Source organism: Enterobacter sp. P82, from assembly GCF_037053385.1.
In the GTDB taxonomy this organism is placed as follows: Bacteria; Pseudomonadota; Gammaproteobacteria; order Enterobacterales; family Enterobacteriaceae; genus Enterobacter.
Genome location: NZ_JBALHX010000004.1, coordinates 184415 through 202970 on the forward strand (window position 1 = coordinate 184415; position 18556 = coordinate 202970).

22 protein-coding genes are annotated in these 18556 nt (G+C 49.9%); 13 read left to right on the top strand and 9 right to left on the bottom strand.

The features are described from left to right. Position 1: 1 nt before the first annotated feature. The 3 genes from lsrB to lsrG are packed head-to-tail and all read left to right on the top strand — an operon-like array spanning position 2 to position 2192. The gene (gene lsrB, locus WB237_RS18070; RefSeq protein ID WP_028017117.1) at positions 2-1003 is read left to right on the top strand and encodes an autoinducer 2 ABC transporter substrate-binding protein LsrB; all 1002 of its coding nucleotides are present in this window, start codon (positions 2-4) and stop codon (positions 1001-1003) included. A gap of 11 nt (positions 1004-1014) precedes the next feature. Further along, positions 1015-1902 carry a 3-hydroxy-5-phosphonooxypentane-2,4-dione thiolase gene (lsrF, locus tag WB237_RS18075; RefSeq protein ID WP_028017118.1) on the top strand — a complete coding sequence of 296 codons (888 nt, stop codon included), beginning with the start codon at positions 1015-1017 and terminating at the stop codon, positions 1900-1902. Continuing rightward, positions 1899-2192: a (4S)-4-hydroxy-5-phosphonooxypentane-2,3-dione isomerase gene (gene lsrG / locus WB237_RS18080; RefSeq protein ID WP_049007647.1), complete on the top strand. Its 294-nt coding sequence runs from the start codon at positions 1899-1901 to the stop codon at positions 2190-2192. Before lsrF ends, lsrG begins: the two co-directional genes overlap by 4 nt. Before the next feature lie 36 nt (positions 2193-2228). Here the strand turns inward: lsrG and ygjG are convergent, their stop codons facing one another. Further along, the gene (ygjG, locus tag WB237_RS18085; RefSeq protein ID WP_167587185.1) at positions 2229-3608 is read right to left on the bottom strand and encodes a putrescine aminotransferase; all 1380 of its coding nucleotides are present in this window, start codon (positions 3606-3608) and stop codon (positions 2229-2231) included. Positions 3609-4043: 435 nt separating this feature from the next. Here ygjG and WB237_RS18090 point away from each other — a divergent pair, with 435 nt between their 5' ends. Continuing rightward, positions 4044-5564 carry a methyl-accepting chemotaxis protein gene (locus WB237_RS18090; protein WP_108090497.1) on the top strand — a complete coding sequence of 507 codons (1521 nt, stop codon included), beginning with the start codon at positions 4044-4046 and terminating at the stop codon, positions 5562-5564. Between the two features lie 336 nt (positions 5565-5900). After that, entirely contained in the window at positions 5901-7460 is a 1560-nt protein-coding gene (locus tag WB237_RS18095; protein WP_316942988.1) for a methyl-accepting chemotaxis protein, read from the top strand. Here the strand turns inward: WB237_RS18095 and WB237_RS18100 are convergent. Further along, entirely contained in the window at positions 7457-7951 is a 495-nt protein-coding gene (locus WB237_RS18100; protein WP_336215054.1) for a PadR family transcriptional regulator, read from the bottom strand. The genes WB237_RS18095 and WB237_RS18100 overlap by 4 nt on opposite strands. 146 nt (positions 7952-8097) lie before the next feature. Here WB237_RS18100 and WB237_RS18105 point away from each other — a divergent pair, with 146 nt between their 5' ends. After that, positions 8098-8862 carry a siderophore-interacting protein gene (locus WB237_RS18105; protein WP_336215059.1) on the top strand — a complete coding sequence of 255 codons (765 nt, stop codon included), beginning with the start codon at positions 8098-8100 and terminating at the stop codon, positions 8860-8862. Here the strand turns inward: WB237_RS18105 and WB237_RS18110 are convergent, their stop codons facing one another. Next, on the bottom strand, positions 8863-10032 hold the full coding sequence (locus WB237_RS18110) for a DNA repair protein (RefSeq protein WP_336215061.1): 1170 nt from the start codon (positions 10030-10032) through the stop codon (positions 8863-8865). Between the two features lie 366 nt (positions 10033-10398). Between WB237_RS18110 and WB237_RS18115 the strand changes: the two genes are divergently transcribed. After that, positions 10399-11082, top strand: a complete 684-nt coding sequence (locus tag WB237_RS18115) for an outer membrane protein (protein ID WP_336215064.1) — start codon at positions 10399-10401, stop codon at positions 11080-11082. Positions 11083-11691: 609 nt separating this feature from the next. On the opposite strand, the gene WB237_RS18120 is transcribed toward WB237_RS18115, so the two are convergent. The 6 genes from WB237_RS18120 to WB237_RS18145 form a co-directional block, all read right to left on the bottom strand. Continuing rightward, positions 11692-12144: a Shiga toxin A subunit gene (locus tag WB237_RS18120; protein ID WP_336215066.1), complete on the bottom strand. Its 453-nt coding sequence runs from the start codon at positions 12142-12144 to the stop codon at positions 11692-11694. After that, complete coding sequence (locus WB237_RS18125; protein WP_336215068.1) at positions 12141-12509, bottom strand: tlde1 domain-containing protein; 369 nt, start codon at positions 12507-12509, stop codon at positions 12141-12143. The genes WB237_RS18120 and WB237_RS18125 overlap by 4 nt, the downstream gene beginning before the upstream one ends. Positions 12510-12520: 11 nt before the next feature. Then, positions 12521-13012 carry a type VI secretion system tube protein TssD gene (gene tssD / locus WB237_RS18130; RefSeq protein ID WP_336215070.1) on the bottom strand — a complete coding sequence of 164 codons (492 nt, stop codon included), beginning with the start codon at positions 13010-13012 and terminating at the stop codon, positions 12521-12523. A gap of 963 nt (positions 13013-13975) precedes the next feature. Further along, positions 13976-15013, bottom strand: coding sequence for a hypothetical protein (locus tag WB237_RS18135; RefSeq protein ID WP_336215072.1), 1038 nt, complete (start codon positions 15011-15013; stop codon positions 13976-13978). Continuing rightward, positions 15000-16019: a phage integrase gene (locus WB237_RS18140; RefSeq protein WP_336215075.1), complete on the bottom strand. Its 1020-nt coding sequence runs from the start codon at positions 16017-16019 to the stop codon at positions 15000-15002. The genes WB237_RS18135 and WB237_RS18140 overlap by 14 nt, the downstream gene beginning before the upstream one ends. Continuing rightward, entirely contained in the window at positions 16019-16597 is a 579-nt protein-coding gene (locus WB237_RS18145) for a phage repressor protein CI (RefSeq protein WP_336215078.1), read from the bottom strand. The genes WB237_RS18140 and WB237_RS18145 overlap by 1 nt, the downstream gene beginning before the upstream one ends. Before the next feature lie 129 nt (positions 16598-16726). Between WB237_RS18145 and WB237_RS18150 the strand changes: the two genes are divergently transcribed. From WB237_RS18150 to WB237_RS18175, 6 genes are all read left to right on the top strand, one after another. Beyond that, the gene (locus WB237_RS18150; protein ID WP_064149077.1) at positions 16727-16990 is read left to right on the top strand and encodes a hypothetical protein; all 264 of its coding nucleotides are present in this window, start codon (positions 16727-16729) and stop codon (positions 16988-16990) included. A gap of 30 nt (positions 16991-17020) precedes the next feature. Continuing rightward, positions 17021-17530: a phage regulatory CII family protein gene (locus WB237_RS18155; RefSeq protein WP_000459331.1), complete on the top strand. Its 510-nt coding sequence runs from the start codon at positions 17021-17023 to the stop codon at positions 17528-17530. A 7-nt stretch (positions 17531-17537) separates the two neighbouring features. After that, positions 17538-17738 carry a phage filamentation protein Fil family protein gene (locus tag WB237_RS18160; RefSeq protein ID WP_336215081.1) on the top strand — a complete coding sequence of 67 codons (201 nt, stop codon included), beginning with the start codon at positions 17538-17540 and terminating at the stop codon, positions 17736-17738. Then, complete coding sequence (locus WB237_RS18165) at positions 17702-18040, top strand: DUF5347 domain-containing protein (RefSeq protein WP_029883532.1); 339 nt, start codon at positions 17702-17704, stop codon at positions 18038-18040. The genes WB237_RS18160 and WB237_RS18165 overlap by 37 nt, the downstream gene beginning before the upstream one ends. Positions 18041-18106: 66 nt before the next feature. Then, a complete protein-coding gene (locus WB237_RS18170; RefSeq protein WP_029883533.1) occupies positions 18107-18334 on the top strand; it encodes a DUF2732 domain-containing protein in 228 nt (75 codons plus the stop codon). Then, entirely contained in the window at positions 18334-18555 is a 222-nt protein-coding gene (locus WB237_RS18175) for a TraR/DksA family transcriptional regulator (RefSeq protein WP_336215087.1), read from the top strand. Before WB237_RS18170 ends, WB237_RS18175 begins: the two co-directional genes overlap by 1 nt. The last annotated feature ends 1 nt before the right edge of the window (position 18556 follow it).

An 18556-nucleotide genomic window follows, 5' to 3' on the forward strand; every position in this document is an offset into this window, starting at 1 on the left:
GATGAAAACAAAACTGATAGTCCTGGCGATGGCCCTTAGCATCGCATCGGCGCAGGCGGCGGATCGCATTGCCTTTATCCCGAAACTGGTGGGCGTGGGTTTCTTTACCAGCGGCGGCAACGGTGCAAAAGAGGCGGGAAAAGATCTGGGTGTGGACGTCACCTACGATGGCCCGACCGAGCCAAGCGTCTCTGGCCAGGTGCAGCTCATCAATAACTTCGTTAACCAGGGCTATAACGCGATTATCGTCTCCGCCGTGTCACCGGATGGCCTTTGTCCGGCGCTGAAGCGCGCGATGCAGCGCGGCGTAAAAGTTCTGACCTGGGACTCCGACACCAAACCGGAGTGCCGCAGCATTTACATCAACCAGGGAACGCCGGAACAGCTTGGTGGCCTGCTGGTGGAGATGGCATCGAAGCAAGTGACGAAACCGAATGCCAAAGTGGCATTCTTCTACTCCAGCCCCACCGTCACCGACCAGAACCAGTGGGTGAAAGAGGCGAAAGCCAAAATCGAGAAAGATCATCCTCAGTGGCAGATCGTCACCACGCAGTTTGGCTATAACGATGCCACCAAATCCCTGCAAACCGCAGAGGGGATCTTAAAAGCGTATCCGGATCTGGATGCGATCATCGCCCCGGATGCCAACGCGTTGCCTGCGGCAGCGCAGGCGGCGGAAAACCTCAAGCGGGAGGGGGTGGCGATCGTTGGTTTTAGTACGCCGAACGTGATGCGTCCGTACGTTGAGCGCGGCACAGTGAAAGCCTTCGGTCTGTGGGATGTCGTGCAGCAAGGCAAAATTGCGGTCAATGTCGCCGATCGTTTGCTGAAAAAAGGCGATCTTAACGTTGGCGACAGCGTGGACGTAAAAAATATCGGGGCGCTGAAGGTCGAGCCAAACAGCGTACAGGGCTACCAGTATGAAGCGAAGGGCAACGGCATCGTGCTGCTGCCGGAGCGTGTGGTGTTCACCAAAGAGAACATCAATAAATATGATTTCTGACGGGGGAGCAAATGGCTGATTTAGACGACATCAAAGACGGTAAAGATTTTGGCATTGGCACACCACAGCAGAACGTACCGTTCACCCTGAAAGGCTGCGGTTCGCTGGACTGGGGCATGCAGTCCAGGCTGGCGCGCATCTTCAACCCGAAAAGTAACCGCACGGTGATGCTGGCCTTTGATCACGGCTATTTCCAGGGGCCGACCACCGGTCTTGAGCGTATCGATCTTTCGATTGCCCCGCTGTTTGGTGAAACCGACGTGCTGATGTGCACCCGCGGTATCTTGCGGAGCACCGTACCTGCCGCGACGAACAAACCGGTGGTGCTGCGCGCCTCCGGCGGTAACTCGATTCTGGGTGAGCTCTCCAACGAGTGCGTGGCGGTAGCGATGGAAGATGCGCTGCGCCTGAACGTCTGCGCGGTGGCGGCACAGGTGTACATCGGCAGCGAGTTCGAGCATCAGTCGATCAACAACATCATCAAGCTTGTCGATGCGGGCGCGCGCTATGGCATGCCGACGCTGGCAGTGACGGGTGTCGGCAAGGAGATGGCGCGCGACGCACGCTATTTCTCGCTCGCCAGCCGTATTGCCGCCGAAATGGGGGCACAGTTCGTCAAAACTTATTATGTGGATGAAGGCTTTGAAAAAGTGACCGCCAGCTGCCCGGTGCCGATCGTCATCGCCGGGGGCAAAAAACTGCCGGAGCATGAGGCGCTGGAGATGTGCTGGCGGGCAATCGACCAGGGCGCATCCGGTGTGGATATGGGACGCAATATCTTCCAGTCCAGCGCGCCGCTGGCGATGCTGAAAGCGGTGAAGAAAGTGGTTCATGAGAACATGAGCGCGCGGGATGCGTTCCAGTTCTGGCAGGAAGAGAAACAGGGAGAAGCGAAATGAACGTGACGTTAGTGGAGATCAACATCAAGCCTGAACGGGTGGATGAGTTTCTGGAGGTATTTCGCGCCAACCACGAAGGGGCGATCCAGGAGCCGGGAAACCTGCGTTTTGACGTGTTGCAGGATCCAAGGGTGAAAACCCGGTTCTTTATCTACGAAGCCTATAAAGACGAAGCGGCGGTGCTGGCGCACAAGCAAACGCCGCATTATCTGGCGTGCGTGGATAAGCTCGAGGAGTTGATGTCGGAGCCGCGCAAAAAACGCAGTTTTGTGGGTTTGTTACCGGAGTAAAAACTTTCCCCCTCCAACGAGGAGGGGGAATTCAGATCACGCCTCTTCCACGCTCACTCTCAGCGCTGCCAGCGCTTTACGCGCCGCTTTCAGCACCTGCTCACACTGCTCAATGGTCAGCGTCAACGGTGGTTCAACACGGATGGTTTTCGAGTTGTTGAGTGTCCCGGCCACCAGTACCCGCTGGCGGAACATCTCGCTTGCGAAGCTATAACCGATTTCGTTATCAACAAACTCAATTGCCATCAGCATCCCTTTGCCGCGTGCGTCCTGAACCAGATCCGGGTATTCCCGTCCTAACTGGCGGAAGCCGTCCAGCAGCATGTCACCTTTCTGCTCCGCCTGAGCAGGCAGGTTTTGATCCAGCAGTACGTTGATGGTCGCCAGCGCCGCTGCACAGGCCAGTGGATTACCGCCAAAGGTTGTGGTGTGCAGGAAGGGGTTATCGAACAGCACCGAGAACACCTCTTCGGTGGCAACCGTCGCACCAATAGGCATCACGCCGCCGCCGAGCGCTTTCGCCAGACACAGAATGTCCGGCTGAACGTTCTCGTGCTCGCAGGCAAACATCTTGCCGGTACGCCCCATCCCGGTCTGGACTTCATCGAGGATCAGTAGTGCACCAAACTCATCGCACAACTGACGCACGGCAGGCAGATAACCCTGCGGAGGGAGGATCACACCGCCTTCACCCTGAATCGGCTCCAGGATCACCGCTGCCACGTCATCGCCGGTTTTACGGCATTCGCTCAGCACGGTGCGCATAGCGTTAATGTCACCAAACGGCACGTGGCGGAAGCCCGGCAGCAGTGGCATAAACGGTTTACGGAAGGTGGATTTCGCGGTAGCAGACAATGCGCCCAGAGATTTACCGTGGAACGCGCCGCTGGTGGCAATAAAGGTGAATTTCCCGCGCGGAGACTGGTACGCTTTGGCAAGTTTAATCGCCGCTTCGACCGATTCCGTACCGCTGTTGCTAAAGAAGCTGTATTTCAGTTTGCCGGGCGTTAAGGCTGCCAGCGTTTTCGCGAGCATGGCGCGAAGCGGGTCGAGCAGTTCCTGGCTATGGAGAGGTTGTTTCGCAAGTTGATTCTGTACGGCGGAAACCACAACTGGATTACGGTGCCCCACGTTGAAGATACCAAAACCACCAAGGCAATCGATAAACTCCTGTCCCTGGGTGTCGACAAGCGTGTTCAGACTCCCCGCTTGCCACTCTACGGCTCCGTAATCCCCGCCGGCGGTAACAGATTTGCGATACTCCAGAAAACCTGGATTGACGTGCTCTTTAAAGTAATCGATGACCTCTCGGTTAAGTTGTTTCATCTCCTCATGATCAAGCGTTCGCTTCTCAATGAGATTCAGTGCGTGCGCGGTACAGGCAAGAGCCGAGGCGCTGGAAGGTAACCTGTTCAAAATGTGCTCCCGGGGATCGCGTATCACATGATACTGCGTTAAGTATTGCAGGGATTACGCCACTTCAGTTGACTTAACGAAAATCGGGATAAACACCAGGTTAAAATTATGTTGCACAATATTTAATCATGCCGATGCAACCGAAACGGGATTTCGCTATCCAGGGCAGATAGCTTAAAAAGAGGCAGGAAAAGGCAATCGCACCAAAGTGGGGCATTTGCTGCTACTTAAGTGGGCGTTAACACGTCATGCTTTGCAGGTAATTTCTTTGCGAAAGTATTTGAAATCAATGAATTATAAAATCTCACAAAAAGTGCGGTTTAAGTGAAATCTGCGATCTCTATCAAGTTTAACAACTAAAGATAAATTGTTTACCGCCGAAAAAACATAAATCCACAAAATTAACATTCAAATAACCTGCAAGGGATGCTCACGATGTCTTCTCCTATCTATGTCAGCCAGAATGAATATCCTCTGGATGATGACACCACCTTAATGTCTACCACAGACATCCATAGCTACATTACACACGCTAACGACACGTTTGTGCAGGTGAGCGGCTACGAGCTCGACGCGCTGACAGGCCAGCCGCACAACATGGTGCGCCACCCGGATATGCCAAAGGCGGCATTTGCCGATATGTGGTACACCCTGCAACAGGGCGAGCCGTGGAGCGGGATTGTCAAAAACCGACGTAAAAACGGCGACCACTACTGGGTTCGCGCTAACGCAGTGCCGATGGTGCGTCACGGGCAGGTGACAGGCTATATGTCCATCCGCACCAGAGCCACGGAACAAGAGATTGCCACCGTGGAGCCTCTCTACCGGGCGCTGAATGACGGAAGCTGTAAGAAACGTATTCATAAAGGGCTGGTAGTACGTAAAGGCTGGTTGGGGAAACTCCCGGCAATGCCGCTGCGCTGGCGTGTTCGCAGCGTGATGGCAGTGCTTTTTGCTGTGCTCGCGGCCACGCTGGTCACGACTTCCGCAGGCTGGGTACCGCTCGCGGCGGCTGCGGTGGTGATGCTGCTGGGAACACTGATGTTTGAGCAGCAGATTGTCCGTCCGGTAGAGAATGTGGCACGTCAGGCGTTGAAAGTGGCGACCGGTGAGCGCAACAGCGTGCAGCACCTGAACCGCAGCGACGAACTGGGGCTGACCTTGCGTGCGGTAGGGCAACTGGGGCTGATGTGTCGCTGGTTAATCAATGATGTATCAAGCCAGGTGGTGAGCGTACGCGACGGTAGCGACAAGCTTGCGCAGGGTAATGAAGATTTGAACGATCGTACGCGCCAGACTGTAGCGAATGTGCAGCAGACCGTCGCGACAATGAACCAGATGGCGGCTTCTGTTCAGAGTAATTCTGAAACCGCAGCAGAAGTGGACAAACTCTCTGTGGCCGCAAGTAGTGCGGCAACGAAGGGAGGGAATGCGATGCAGACCGTGGTGAAAACCATGGATGATATCGCCGACAGCACGCAGCGCATTGGTTCGATTACCTCCTTGATTAATGACATCGCTTTCCAGACTAATATTCTGGCGCTCAACGCGGCGGTTGAAGCAGCAAGGGCGGGTGAACAGGGCAAAGGTTTTGCTGTGGTCGCGGGCGAAGTTCGCCATCTCGCCAGCCGCAGCGCCAGTGCGGCTAATGATATTCGTAAGCTCATTGATGCCAGCGCCAGCAAGGTGCAGTCCGGCTCTGAACAGGTTCACGCCGCAGGCCGTACAATGGATGACATCGTTGAGCAGGTGAAAAACGTGACCCAGCTTATCGCCCAGATTAGCCACGCGACCTCCGAGCAGGCAACTGGATTGTCTGAGTTAACCCGTGCCGTGGCAGAGCTGGACAGCATCACGCAGAAAAACGCCGACCTGGTCGAGGAGAGTGCGCACATTTCCGCCATGGTGAAACATCGCGCCGGACGTCTTAAGGATGCGGTGACGGTTCTCCATTGAGTGAGTCATGTTCCAGAAAAGCCGTTTATTCCTTACGGGGTAAACGGCTTTATTATTTGAGGTTGTAATTATTGATGTGTTTTATTGTTAATTTAATATTAAATAACTAAAAAAATTACCTCAGTTATTTATTCCTGCCTAAGCCAATTTTCCACGATGCTATTTTGAAAAAACCTCATCCGATGGTTGAGTAACGATCAATGAGGCAATATTAATAGTCTCCACCTATCCATTGTGATGGTTATGAAATAAAAAAACTATCAAAGTCATAAAGTTAGCGAATTAGTTACCGATAACAGCGATCGTCTGAGAAATAATCACATCGATGGAGAAAATATGTTCTTACATGACGTAAAGATCGGCACGAAATTATTTCTGGCATTTGGGCTATTAATTGTCCTGATGGTAGTGAGTGCGAGTTTGTCCTTGCTGAGCCTGAACCGGGCCAATAACGGGATGCAATCTATCATTACCAGTGACTATCCTACGACGGTAAAAGCGAACCAGTTAATCGACAACTTCCAGGAATTTATTAGCACTCAGCAGCTCATGTTGCTGGATGATCAGGGAACCTATACGGCGCAATCGCAACAGCGTCTGAAGGAGATCAGTGGGAATATCACCGTGATCCTGGGTGAGCTGAACAACGCGCTGCATGATGCAAAATCACAGCAGGCACTGGCGGATATCCGCGGTGTGCGTCAGCAGTATCTGGACTCGCGTTACCGTATTTTACAGGCAGTGCAGAATAACGATCGCGCGGGTGCTATCAGGGAGATGATGACCACGACCCTTAACCTGCAGCAGGAGTACAAAGCGAAGGTGCAGGCGCTGATTGCTATTCAGAACACCGAAATGCAGGACGCAGGCGCGCAGGTGGAGGGAGATTTCAGAACCAACCGCCTGCTGCTGATCCTGATTACCCTTTTCAGCGTCGCGGCAGGCAGCCTGATTGGCTGGTTTATCGTACGCTCGATTACCCGTCCTCTGGGCCAGGCCGTGACTTTTGCTGAAGCCATCGCCGAGGGTGACCTGACCGGCAGTATCACGCCGCACGGCAAAGACGAAACGGGTCTGCTGCTGCATGCGCTGATGGAGATGAAAACACGCCTGATGGACATTGTGCAGCAGGTGCAGACCGGCTCGGAGAATATCTCCAGCGCTGCCGCGCAGATTGTCGCCGGTAACCAGGATCTGGCCGCGCGCACGGAAGAGCAGGCAAGCTCTGTTGAACAGACCGCCGCTTCCATGGAGCAGATCACCGCTACGGTGAAAAACACCGCGTCGCATACCGGTGAGGCGACCACCCTCTCAGCAGATGCCGCTACGGTGGTTAAAAACAACGGTGAGATGATGAAGCAGGTGACCAGCAAAATGCGCCTGATTAACGAGACCTCAAATCGGATGTCCGACATTATCGACCTGATCGATGCCATTGCTTTCCAGACCAACATCCTGGCGTTGAACGCGGCAGTGGAAGCGGCACGTGCGGGTGAACATGGCCGTGGCTTTGCGGTTGTGGCAGGCGAGGTGCGTCAGCTTGCTCAGAAAAGTGCATCGTCTGCCAGTGAAATTCGTGAGCTGATTGAGAGCTCCACCAGTCAGACCCAGGACGGGATGAACCTGGTCGAAAAAGCGAGTGGGCTGATCAACGGGATGGTCGGTAACGTGGAAGAGATGGATGTTATTCTGCGTGAGATCCGCCAGGCCAGCCACGAACAGACAGAAGGTATCTCGCAGATCAACAGCGCGATTGGCCTGATTGATGCCACCACCCAGCAAAACTCTGCGCTGGTGGAGGAGTCTGTCGCGGCGGCGGCATCCCTTAACGAACAAGCAATGCACCTGAAAGAGCTGGTACGCGTCTTCCGCGTGAGCGAGTACGCACCGGCTTAATCCAGCTGGGAGATCTCCAGCGCTGCGCGGTCGATTACGCCGATGATCTGCTTAAGCTGCGCATCGCTGAGCTCTCCCTGATTGACCTTCAGGTCTAATACCGCTTTGAAGTTATCCAGCGCCCGCTTCATCTGCGGGTTTTTTCGCAACTGGAAACCGACGGAACGCGCTTTGATACGCGCCTGTATCTGCGCCAGATGTTCCTGATTTTCATCCAGCCACTGCTGACCCGCCACGGTAATCGTAATGCTCTTACGACCGTTTTCTTCTTCCGTAATGGTGATAAAGGCCTGATCCTGTAGATAATCCAGAGTCGGGTAGATTACGCCCGGGCTTGGGGTGTAATTCCCCTGAGTCATGTTTTCGATCTCTTTGATCAACTCGTAGCCGTGGCTCGCATTGCGCGTCAGGATATCCAGAATCACCAGACGCAGATCGCCGTGGCCAAAAAAGCGCGGTCGACGTCCGCCGCCATCATGTTCGTGTCGCATACTGTGCCCTTTGTTTTGATATATCTAAACTATATCTAAGATATATTCAGATGCAATCTAAAAGATCTTGCATTCTTGCTGATTAGCAATCATTATCATTTAAAATTAATTTAGATATATCGTATTCACCTGAGAAGGGTCTAAAAATGACATCTACCCGTTACCCACAACGTGTTCGTAATGACCTGCGTTTTCGCGAGCTGACGGTGCTCCGTGCTGAGCGCGTAAGCGCGGGTTTCCAGCGCATTGTTTTAGGCGGCGAGGCGCTGGAGGGCTTTAGCTCACGCGGTTTCGACGACCATACCAAAGTCTTTTTCCCGGCACCCGGAGCGACGTTTACGCCGCCGGTGGTTACCGATGAAGGTATCGACTGGGGCGACGGTGTGCGTCCACAGGCGCGCGACTATACGCCACTGTACGATGCGGTAAATCATGAGCTGGTGCTCGATTTCTTCGTTCATGACGGCGGAATTGCCAGCCACTGGGCGGTCGAGGCGAAGGCGGGAGACAAGCTGACGATCGGCGGTCCACGCGGTTCGCTGGTGGTACCGGAAGATTACGCCTGGCAGTTGTATGTCTGCGATGAGTCCGGCATGCCCGCGCTGCGCCGTCGTTTAGAAGGCATCGCAAAACTGCCTGTTCGCCCGGAAGTTCATGCAGTGGTGACGGTTGGGGATGAATCGTATAAGGATTATCTGGCACACCTGAGCACGTTCAACATCACCTGGATTGTTGGTCATAACGAGCAGGCGGTGGCGGACCATCTGGCGACGTTAACCGTCCCGGCGGAAGATTACTTTATCTGGCTGACCGGTGAAGGGAAGGTGGTGAAACGCCTGAGCCGCCAGTTTGAAACCGAAACGATTGATCCGCAGCTGGTGCGTGCCAGCGCTTACTGGCACGCCAAATAATCAGGCTGCGGAATCCAGTTGCGCTTCGCTCACCTGATGTTCGAGCGAGGCGCGAACTTCGTGCAGCGCTTTCTCCTGCTGAGCGAAGTAGGCTTCCATATTGCTCAGCGACGACACCAGAAGCCAGGACTCCTCTTTCTCCAGCTCCGCCAGCTCGTTCACTAAAATGTCGATTTGCTCGCGGACCTGCGCCATTTTTTTGCGGATACGTTCCAGATCGTTCAGCCTGTCGCTGGCCATCAGAGGCTCGAAGCCTTGCTGCAGGCGCGCCACCAGAGAGCGTATGGCTTTGACGTCGCCACGCTGTTTGGCCTGGTTGAGTTGCACCATCATCGCGTTGGCTTCTTCTTTCAGATCGTCGGCCACCAGATCCGGGTGGCAAAGCTTGCTCGCCTGGCGCCAGAGGCGCTTCAGTTCGTTCTGATCTTCTTCCGAGAGAGCCTTACCTTTACGCAGACGCACTTCGGCATCGTGGTGCTGCTCGCGGTATTTCTCGTACTCTTCGTTGGCTTCGTCACGCGCCTGACGCGCAGGCTCTTCTTCGCGCGTTAAGCCGCTTTCAAGCTCCAGCGCTTCGGCCAGCAGGTTGGCAATCAGGTTACTTTGCTGCTGCAAATGTTTGCGCGCTTCAGCGGCTTGCACGGAATCGGCAGGCAGATCGCGCCAGCGCTGGGTAAGGGTTGCCAGCACCTCCACTGCCTGCGCCATATATTGCTGGCAGCGACGGTAATCTTCCTCACGACGACGGGCTTCCGCCTGCTGACGACGCAGGTTCAGCTCCGCCAGCGTTTTGCGCAGGGCGAGGATCTGCTGCATCAGCGGGCCGAGGCGAGAGAAATAAAGATCGTTGAATTCATCCAACTGCTGCACCCGCGCATTGCGGCGGTCTATCAGATCGCGTAGACGTTCTTCCAGCGCCTTCAGCTCCAGCTTGCTGGCCGCCACCTGTGGATCGCGCCACTGGGTGATTGCGCGTTGGCTCTGTAGCCAGGCGGTAATGGCCGCCATAGCCGCGGTGTAGTTCTTCTGCTCAAGCGCCACGACGATTGCCTGTAGCTCCTCGTCAAACGCTTCATTTTTCAGCCGGGTCAGCTGGCTCTGGATGATGTCGTCATCTTCCAGTTCAATGGCATTTTTAATGATTTCTAGCCGTTTGATCGGTGTGCTCATGATGCCTTTCGCTTTGGCGCTTAAGTATTTGAGTTAAGGTTAGTTGTTGTAAAAGCTACAGGAAATAATACACACGGATGATGATCGGCGCGATGGGGGATTTCTTTAGTTTTGCAGTTTGTGAAGGAGGGGGGAAGTGAGACGCTTCACGCAGTCCGTTGAAAATCTCATATATTAATTCATTGAAACTACTAATTATTGTTAGAAAAATAAGACCAGTCCCTACGTAACATTACCAGGTAAAACCCGTAATCACCCGAATAGTTTGCCCGTGACGGGCCATTTACTATCCCTCTCACTGACTATTTTTCCTGACATCGGCGGGCGACTGTTCGACGTGCGGAATATTTTTTCAACGGAGTAGAGATGAGTATGAAAGCTATTTTAGCCGCCCTGCCGATCGCGATGATCCCGGTCACGGTTCTGGCAGCAAATACTGAAGAAGGGTATTACGGTTCCGCAAAATACCTGCAGATTGAACAGCGTGCGAAGGAGATGGATACCAGTGCACGTCCTGGAGTAGGGCAGTTTGTGGGCGGTAAAGAGAAAGAGCACTTCGGCGGCGCGGCGATTGCTGCGGGCTATCAGTTTGGTAATGGCTGGCGTACCGAGGGCGAATATACGTTCAGGCAAAAGGCCGAATACACCAGCGGTTCCAGTACCTTTGCCAACAGCTATAACCACCTGAAAACCGAAACCGAGCGCCTGATGGTCAATGTTTATCGTGATTATGAGCTGGGGTATGGTGTTTCCCTGTACGGTACGGCAGGTTTGGGCGTAAGCAAGATTAAAGCCAACGGCTGGCAGGGTAACTCTAGCCGCGAATATGCTTCTACCACGCAAAACAACCTGACCTATGCTGTAGGGGCTGGCGTGAGCTATACGCCACTTGAACGTCTGTATGTCGACCTGGGCTACCGTTATATTGATATGGGCAAGATCGAAAGTGGGTATAACAACTTCACTAACGCGCGTGGTTTAAAAGACGAGCAGATGAAAGCCCACATCGTCTCTAACGAATTTACCCTTGGCATGCGTTATGTCTTTTAACCTGTTGTAACTGTCACTGCTTTAAAACAGGGCCAACTCCGTGGGAATATGGGGTTGGCTTTTTTGTGGTTTGTCGATACCACCACGTTCTATCACTGATTCTGCAGTTCCTGCAATGCTACTTGCGCTGTATTTTCAATCTTTTCTCAGGATGGTTGATTATTTTCCGGGCAAAGCTCCCTGGTGTTTTTCATTACTTCAGTCCTAAATGGCAGAGGCGGCGTTATCTGCTTTGTCCATTTCTTTAACAGAAGTACAGTCATTTGCATAAGCGCCGTGAAATATCAGCCTAACCCTGGCGGGTGACTGGGTTAGGCTGACAGACCAGTCGATCACTGAAACCTCTGTTGCGCGTGTGGTGAAGGTTGATGCGGAACAGCGGGAGCAGGTCAATGAAATAATCGTTCCCTACTTAGATTTTGCGTTTTTGTAATCTTAATTTCTTTTGATGTGAAATATATCCCGCAAACTTTATGTTGAAAATCTAAATTTTGATCCCCTGGTTGCTTTAATTGATTGTTGATTACTTTGTAAATATCTTCATTTTTATTCATGAGTAAATCTGTAATATTATGTTTGCCCGCCAAGGAATAAGGTGGGCTTTAATCATTAAAACTCTCGCGATAACGTCAGATAACCATTAAAGAGTACTGAGCACTCATCGTTGTTGAACAGGCTGGAGGCAATGAATACATCACGCTTTCCGCTGGTGGATGTGTAGGTGTACTTTGCCGTGATGCTTTTCGCGCCGTTGGCATGAAAGCTGTCGAAATACTCTTTTTCTGTCAGATCTGCCTTTCCTCCATTCCTTTTTTTGTCCGCTTCGAAATACGATCTCGCCAGCTGGTGAGCGAGGAAATAGGAAACCGGAGTGACGTCAATCAGGTCTGACGTGATTTTGTCATTTTGGATAGTGGCGATATCAATGCCCAGCTCGTTTTTAATCGTGACCTGCAGCATGTTGTCCATATAGTGCCCTGGCGCTGCGCACTCGGTATCAGGGGAGGATGCGTAAACAAATACCGGCAATCCCATGAGCGCCAGCAGGAGTATACGAATCATCGGACGACCTCCAGCTCTGCGCCATGATTTTGTTTTACCAGCAGGCGAGTTGAATGGCTCATGATGATGCAGCCCTCTGAGGCGAATCCGGGAATGCCGTGGGCTTTATCGCCGTGCATACGAAACGACGTCATATCTCGATTGTAGCTATTGCCGCTGACGTGTATCAGCGTGATGGTTAGAGGGCCTTTGCTGGTGCCGCTACTACCGATTTTCCACATACCACGAGGAAGTGGGCCCATGCCGCGTACATGCTCACGATCTGGATTGTTTTTGTTGGTCAGTGCACCAGAATAGCCTGTTTCAATTAATTTGCCGTTGCGAAACAGTTCGCCGGTACTTTGCTTATAAAGCCATTTAGCCATGAGTGATCTCCTTATGCTGTTTTACGGTCTTTCCAGCTGTCGGCGTGCTGGATATTGCCATCGACATAGTTCCACGTGATTTTTTCGTAACGCAGGCCTACATGCTCTATATGCCCGTGTTTTTCGAAGTCGGGATCTTTGATATCAAACATAACTGGCACAACGTGGCACACCTTCACGTTTTCCAGCACAACATTGAAATATTCTTCTTCCATGCCGTTATGGTTGATGCGGTAGTATTTGAATTCGGCTTTTACCAGCGTGCGACCGGTTGTCAGTGCGCGATACAAAAGCGGGGATGATGGGTCGATCTCTTTTTCAAAAGTATATGCTTCATGCTGACGTGTTCCGGTAACGGCTCCGGTCATATCGTCTGTGGGAATAAACACGTCGTGCTGCATACCCACCAGCTCTATGCTTCCCTCTCGTCCATTAACATCAACACCGCCTTTCAGTAGCTTTCCGTCCTCTTCGTAAAGCCATAGATAAACTGGTATTGCCATTGCTATATATCCTCATGTGTTTATGAATTTAAGTAACCATACTGCACGTAAGGTTTTTAATTTGTAATAATTGGTTTTAACTGATTAACCGCTATTCAGATGATTTATGATTAGCTGATATTCATTCGTAAATCACAGGTAATGCGCTGACTGGGAGCTGTCTATGAATAGAGAAAGCCAGCATCATGACAATAGACCTAATTTTTAGCAGTCCACGTAAGGGGGGGCAAAAAAAATTGCACAGATGGCACATGTTCATCTTCTGAAAACACGGGTTTATTTGTCACATCATTCCTACTTCACAATATTATAAAATAGCAATATTGATCAGTTTAAAAAGAATTTGGAAGAAATCAGCAATACTAATCAACTTCGTTTTGATGAGCTTTTTAACACTGAATTTCTTTCTGAGCATACATAATTCACGTCCTTAGAAGATATGATTCGAAAAATCAGGCTTTAAAGTCGAATCAGCAGATGACTCCAGGGCGATTCCCGATCAGGAATGGGAAGATTTTATTATTGCTAATACTTCCTTTGAACGCTGGGAAGATATGCAAAAAGCAGCGGCCGTGGCAGTGTTGAGTAAACGGATGCATTTAGAGTTGAAGTGATAAATCTTGTAGTTAAGTCCCTCTGAGTATCAGGGGGATTTTTTTATTGGGGGGGGGGAAAGTTAACAGTGAGGGGACAAAAAGGGGGGCATCACACAATGCTAGAATAAAAAAGCCACTCAATCGAGTGGCTTAATCATATGATTTTAAAGCTAAAATTTGGTGGCCCCTGCTGGACTTGAACCAGCGACCAAGCGATTATGAGTTCCTACCAGAACAACCGAAAATCAATACTTTGTATTATTTATCATTGACATAGTTTGCATCTGTTTGCCAATGATAACCCATTATTCGCCATTTCTACCGCCACTTTATCGCCATTGAGTATGCTCAGATTTAGATGGGGCACTTACATGCGAGCTTCAATTATAGGGAGTGCGTGCCTGACCATCAGATTGTGGTTTAGTGCACATTTTTTTGCCTCGTCATATAATGTGTTGAAAAATGTTTCTAATCCTTCCTTTTGTGTAAATTCCGTAAGAATTGCAGAGTAGAAGTCTAAACATGGTTTCCAATTCTCAATAATGAAGTTTATGTCGTTGTCTTGACATTTGAAATTATGAATAATTCTGTTCCTTGACTCTACAAATTTTTTGAATTTATTTATTCCTTTTCTATGTTTGTTATATATTTTAGGGTTGGTTCTGGAAGAGAAATCTAAGTTTATTCTGAGTAATAGATTTAAATCCCCCATACCTTGCTTGGATATTGTTTTAATATTATCATTTAATTCTGTAATTACATCCTTATGCTTGGTTAATAAACGTAAGAATTTTAGGCTGCTTAATTTTATTATTTCACGAATTAAAGGTTTTGAGCAATCTTCGACATAGCTTGCTAGTGTTCTGGCGAATGAGGATCTTGTCATGTATAACATTTCTTGTTTGTTTTCTGAGTTTGAAAATTCAATGCACTCAAGCACCTCAAGCATTACGAATTGATAGTCAAAAAGAAAATTCAATACCCCAGAATATATATCTATTGAATCATCACTTATACTATTTTCTATGATGAAATCATTTTTTATGTCATTCATTATATCTCGTTCTAATGCGTCAAGCACATCATTTAATACTTTTTTGTTATATGTGTAAACATCGTTATCAAAATCTTCAATAATTTTTTCAATATAATTTGAGGATAGGTTGTTTTCCTCTAAAACTACAGTTGTATGCTCTTGGTAAAGTATCGATAAGTGGCGGAAATAAAACTCATTCCAATAATTTTTTGTTTTTACTATCTCTAATGAGGATCTATTTATTTTTGGGTTTCTTAGTAAATTAATAACATATAAACTCAATAGAACACTCAGTGTCAGCGTTAGAGAGCCACTTAAATTTCTTTTCAGATTGTTACTGTGCTGGCTTAATTTTTCAGTCGTTGCCATCGAATTTTTCCATTTTTCTTAGGGGATTCAATTTTACCGCGTCTTCTAAATGGTCAGGGGCAAAGTGCGCATAACGCATCGTCATTTTGATATCTGTATGACCAAGCACACGCTGCAAAACCAGAATATTACCACCATTCATCATAAAGTGACTGGCGAAGGTATGGCGCAATACGTGGGTCAGTTGTCCTGCCGGTAGTTCGATGCCTGTTCTTTCCAGAGCTGACCGGAACGCGCCATAACAATCACTAAATAAAAGGCCTTTTTTATCATCAGGCAGAGACTCATAGAGCTCTTTGCTGATTGGGACGGTGCGGTTTTTTCTGCCTTTCGTGTTGGTGTATGTGATTTTGTATTTCGCGAGCTGGCTTTTTTTCAAACTCTCGGCCTCAGACCACCGTGCACCAGTGGCGAGACAGATTCTTACCACGGTCTCTAAATCAGGGTGGTCATGTCGTTTACACTCTCCGAGCAACTGCGAAATTTGGTCGTGAGTTAGCCAGGCCATTTCCATTTCTTCTGTGCGGAATGGACGCATATTTTTCAGTGGGTTTTCACCCTTCCATTCTCCGAGGCGGTTTAGCTCATTAAACACTGCCCGGAAGTAGGCCAGCTCAAGATTAAGCGTGCGAGGCGATACCTCTTTCACTCTGTTTGAACGGGCATACTCACCTTTTAACCGTTTTTCTCGGTAGCGGGAAAACATCTGCGCATCGAAATCGCGTGCGAGTGGTTCGCCCATACACTCAAAAGCATGGTGCATAGCTAACTGGCGTTTTAAGCCGTCTTTCAGGGTAATGCCATGAGCGCTATACCATGAGTCAACGAGCTCTTTTAACGTGCGCCTGTCTTCCTTTTCTTCCTGCCACGGGTTTTGAACGGTGTACTGTTCAAACGCCAGAGCCTCGCCCTTAGTAGCGAATTTCTTTCTGATACGTTTGCCTTTTGCACCGTTTGGGTATAGTTCACAAATCCAACCGCCAGCTGGATTTTTACGGACGGTCATTAGTTAACCTCGCTGTATACACCCACCACACGCCCCAGCGCTTTAATATCGTCAATGCCGCATTCGAAAGGAACTTTGCCACCTGCTACATGGAGTTTCTTACCGGGGAGTTTGGTTAGCTCTCGAATGCTTATCGCATCATCAATGTTAACTAACCACAAACCATCGGAGAGAGTTGAGTCTCTATCTATGAAGTGAAGTTTTCCATCAGCACGAACTACGTAGCAATCAGATTCCGGCTTGTTGATTAACTTAGGGTCAATACTCAAAGGGGAGTCTTCAGTTAATCTTTCTTCACTCAAAGTGAATAATGGGATTTCTTTTGCGTTGGAGTTAATTGCGTTTTCGCTGTACTGCTCTCCCTCTCCCGTCAGTAACCATTTTAGGCTGGCACCAGTTTCCAGCGCGCATATAGCCGCAAAATCATATGAGATAGTGCCGCGTGTATAGCGGTTTGAAAGAGAGCTTGCGGAAATTTCAAAATGGTCTGCTAACTGAATTTTCTGGCGAAAACCATAAATTTCGCATATGCGATCCAGTATAGACACAGCCTCAAATGTGTAGTCTCTAATCTTCATTTGTGATTTCCATGTTGACAGCTACTCATTTGTTGAATAGAGTCCTCAATTGTGAAGTTCATTGATGGCAAATGTTGGCAAAACTTCGGCTATCAATGGAAAATGTTTACCAATGGGGAATCATGCAATATGGCTTCTGAAATCGCAATCATCAAAGTGCCTGCACCTATCGTTACTCTGCAACAATTTGCCGAGCTTGAGGGTGTTTCTGAACGCACCGCTTACCGCTGGACAACTGGCGACAACCCTTGTGTACCAATCGAACCCCGCATCATCCGTAAAGGTTGCAAGAAAGCCGGTGGCCCGATTCGCATTTATTACGCACGCTGGAAAGAAGAGCAGTTGCGTAAGGCGTTGGGTCATTCCCGTTTTCAACTTGTTATCGGTGCTTAATTCACTTTATGTGAATTTTAAGGATGCAACATGTTTGATTTTCAGATTTCCAAACATCCCCACTATGACGAAGCGTGCCGCGCTTTCGCGCAGCGTCACAACATGGCGAAGCTGGCCGAGCGTGCGGGTATGAATGTTCAGACGTTACGCAACAAGCTAAACCCGGAACAGCCTCACCAGTTCACGCCGCCTGAATTGTGGCTGCTGACTGACCTGACCGAAGACTCAACCCTTGTTGATGGTTTTCTGGCGCAGATTCATTGCCTGCCATGCGTGCCGGTTAATGAGCTGGCTAAAGACAAATTGCAGTCTTATGTCATGCGCGCAATGCGTGAACTCGGCGAACTGGCGAGCGGTGCGGTATCAGATGAACGTCTTACCTCCGCCCGTAAACACAACATGATTGAAAGCGTTAACGCTGGCATTCGCATGTTGTCATTGTCGGCGCTGGCGCTGCATGCGCGTCTGCAGACTAATCCCGCTATGTCGAGCGTGGTCGATACCATGAGCGGTATTGGCGCATCATTCGGTCTGATTTGAGGTGCTCATGCTGAAAAATGAACCGTCATTTGCGTCTCTGCTCGTTAAGCAAAGCCCCGGCATGCACTTCGGCCACGGCTGGATCGCAGGTAAGGACGGCAAGCGCTGGCACCCGAGCCGCTCACAGGCTGATTTACTGGCTGACCTCTCTACTCAAAAGCAGGGGGAATCATGGCTATCGAAGCTGTATCCGCGACTGTTCCGCTAAAAGCGGGTCAACGTCTGGCCGGTCTCAATCATGTGGCTGAATTGCGCGCGAGATATTGGGGTGATAGTTGGAAAGAGGTTGAACGTTTTGTCGATGATATGCGCGATAAACGCGATCCACAATTTGAAGAAAATACTCGGGCGCTGGCCGCTATTTTCTTTCTGGCAAAAATACCGGCGGCTCGTCATGAGCTCGAATTAAGTGAGCTGACTACTGATGAGAAAAAAGCATTGATTACAGCGATGAATCATTTTCGTGCAGTGGTGAGCTTATTTCCAAAACGGCTAACCATGCCGAATTAATCCAAACAGAAATTAATGGCGTAAACCCGCCGGGCTTCTTATTGCCCGAAATCAGGAGAGTCAATTATGCGTATAACCGAAACTCGTTGTTTTAACACTGATAGTGATGCGCTGGCCGTATTGCTGACCGATGCCAAAAAAGAAGAGCGCAAAGACCGCGCTCTTGCTGTTTCCATCCGCCTTGAGGCACTGGCTATCCATATCACCAAAGAGGGGATGAGCGGCACCGAAGCTGCGGAGCTGCTGCGCCGTGAGGCTACCCGCTATGAGAATGAATCACAGGAGTTGCACTGATGGCCGATGCAATGGATTTAGCACAACAGCGCGAGCAGGAAGACCGCGAGCGCCACATCAGCAACGCGCGCAGCCGTATCACCGCGCCATCTAGTTTCCTTTGTGAAGCATGTGAAGCTCCAATCCCAGAGGCTCGTCGTGCTGCAATTCCGGGCGTGGTCTTTTGTGTGACCTGTCAAGAAATCTCAGAACTGAAATATAAACATTATCGGGGGGTATGAA

What these genes read in the sequence shown, in the direction of transcription:
- WB237_RS18110 (WP_336215061.1), bottom strand. Translation starts at nt 10,032, where the DNA reads ATGAGCACACCGATCAAACGGCTAGAAATCATTAAAAATGCCATTGAA.
- WB237_RS18150 (WP_064149077.1), top strand. Translation starts at nt 16,727, where the DNA reads ATGGCTTCTGAAATCGCAATCATCAAAGTGCCTGCACCTATCGTTACT.
- tssD (WP_336215070.1), bottom strand. Translation starts at nt 13,012, where the DNA reads ATGGCAATACCAGTTTATCTATGGCTTTACGAAGAGGACGGAAAGCTA.
- WB237_RS18145 (WP_336215078.1), bottom strand. Translation starts at nt 16,597, where the DNA reads ATGAAGATTAGAGACTACACATTTGAGGCTGTGTCTATACTGGATCGC.
- WB237_RS18165 (WP_029883532.1), top strand. Translation starts at nt 17,702, where the DNA reads ATGGCTATCGAAGCTGTATCCGCGACTGTTCCGCTAAAAGCGGGTCAA.
- lsrG (WP_049007647.1), top strand. Translation starts at nt 1,899, where the DNA reads ATGAACGTGACGTTAGTGGAGATCAACATCAAGCCTGAACGGGTGGAT.
- WB237_RS18135 (WP_336215072.1), bottom strand. Translation starts at nt 15,013, where the DNA reads ATGGCAACGACTGAAAAATTAAGCCAGCACAGTAACAATCTGAAAAGA.
- WB237_RS18155 (WP_000459331.1), top strand. Translation starts at nt 17,021, where the DNA reads ATGTTTGATTTTCAGATTTCCAAACATCCCCACTATGACGAAGCGTGC.
- WB237_RS18100 (WP_336215054.1), bottom strand. Translation starts at nt 7,951, where the DNA reads ATGCGACACGAACATGATGGCGGCGGACGTCGACCGCGCTTTTTTGGC.
- WB237_RS18160 (WP_336215081.1), top strand. Translation starts at nt 17,538, where the DNA reads ATGCTGAAAAATGAACCGTCATTTGCGTCTCTGCTCGTTAAGCAAAGC.
- lsrB (WP_028017117.1), top strand. Translation starts at nt 2, where the DNA reads ATGAAAACAAAACTGATAGTCCTGGCGATGGCCCTTAGCATCGCATCG.
- lsrF (WP_028017118.1), top strand. Translation starts at nt 1,015, where the DNA reads ATGGCTGATTTAGACGACATCAAAGACGGTAAAGATTTTGGCATTGGC.
- WB237_RS18140 (WP_336215075.1), bottom strand. Translation starts at nt 16,019, where the DNA reads ATGACCGTCCGTAAAAATCCAGCTGGCGGTTGGATTTGTGAACTATAC.
- WB237_RS18125 (WP_336215068.1), bottom strand. Translation starts at nt 12,509, where the DNA reads ATGGCTAAATGGCTTTATAAGCAAAGTACCGGCGAACTGTTTCGCAAC.
- WB237_RS18090 (WP_108090497.1), top strand. Translation starts at nt 4,044, where the DNA reads ATGTCTTCTCCTATCTATGTCAGCCAGAATGAATATCCTCTGGATGAT.
- WB237_RS18120 (WP_336215066.1), bottom strand. Translation starts at nt 12,144, where the DNA reads ATGATTCGTATACTCCTGCTGGCGCTCATGGGATTGCCGGTATTTGTT.
- WB237_RS18095 (WP_316942988.1), top strand. Translation starts at nt 5,901, where the DNA reads ATGTTCTTACATGACGTAAAGATCGGCACGAAATTATTTCTGGCATTT.
- WB237_RS18170 (WP_029883533.1), top strand. Translation starts at nt 18,107, where the DNA reads ATGCGTATAACCGAAACTCGTTGTTTTAACACTGATAGTGATGCGCTG.
- WB237_RS18175 (WP_336215087.1), top strand. Translation starts at nt 18,334, where the DNA reads ATGGCCGATGCAATGGATTTAGCACAACAGCGCGAGCAGGAAGACCGC.
- WB237_RS18115 (WP_336215064.1), top strand. Translation starts at nt 10,399, where the DNA reads ATGAGTATGAAAGCTATTTTAGCCGCCCTGCCGATCGCGATGATCCCG.
- WB237_RS18105 (WP_336215059.1), top strand. Translation starts at nt 8,098, where the DNA reads ATGACATCTACCCGTTACCCACAACGTGTTCGTAATGACCTGCGTTTT.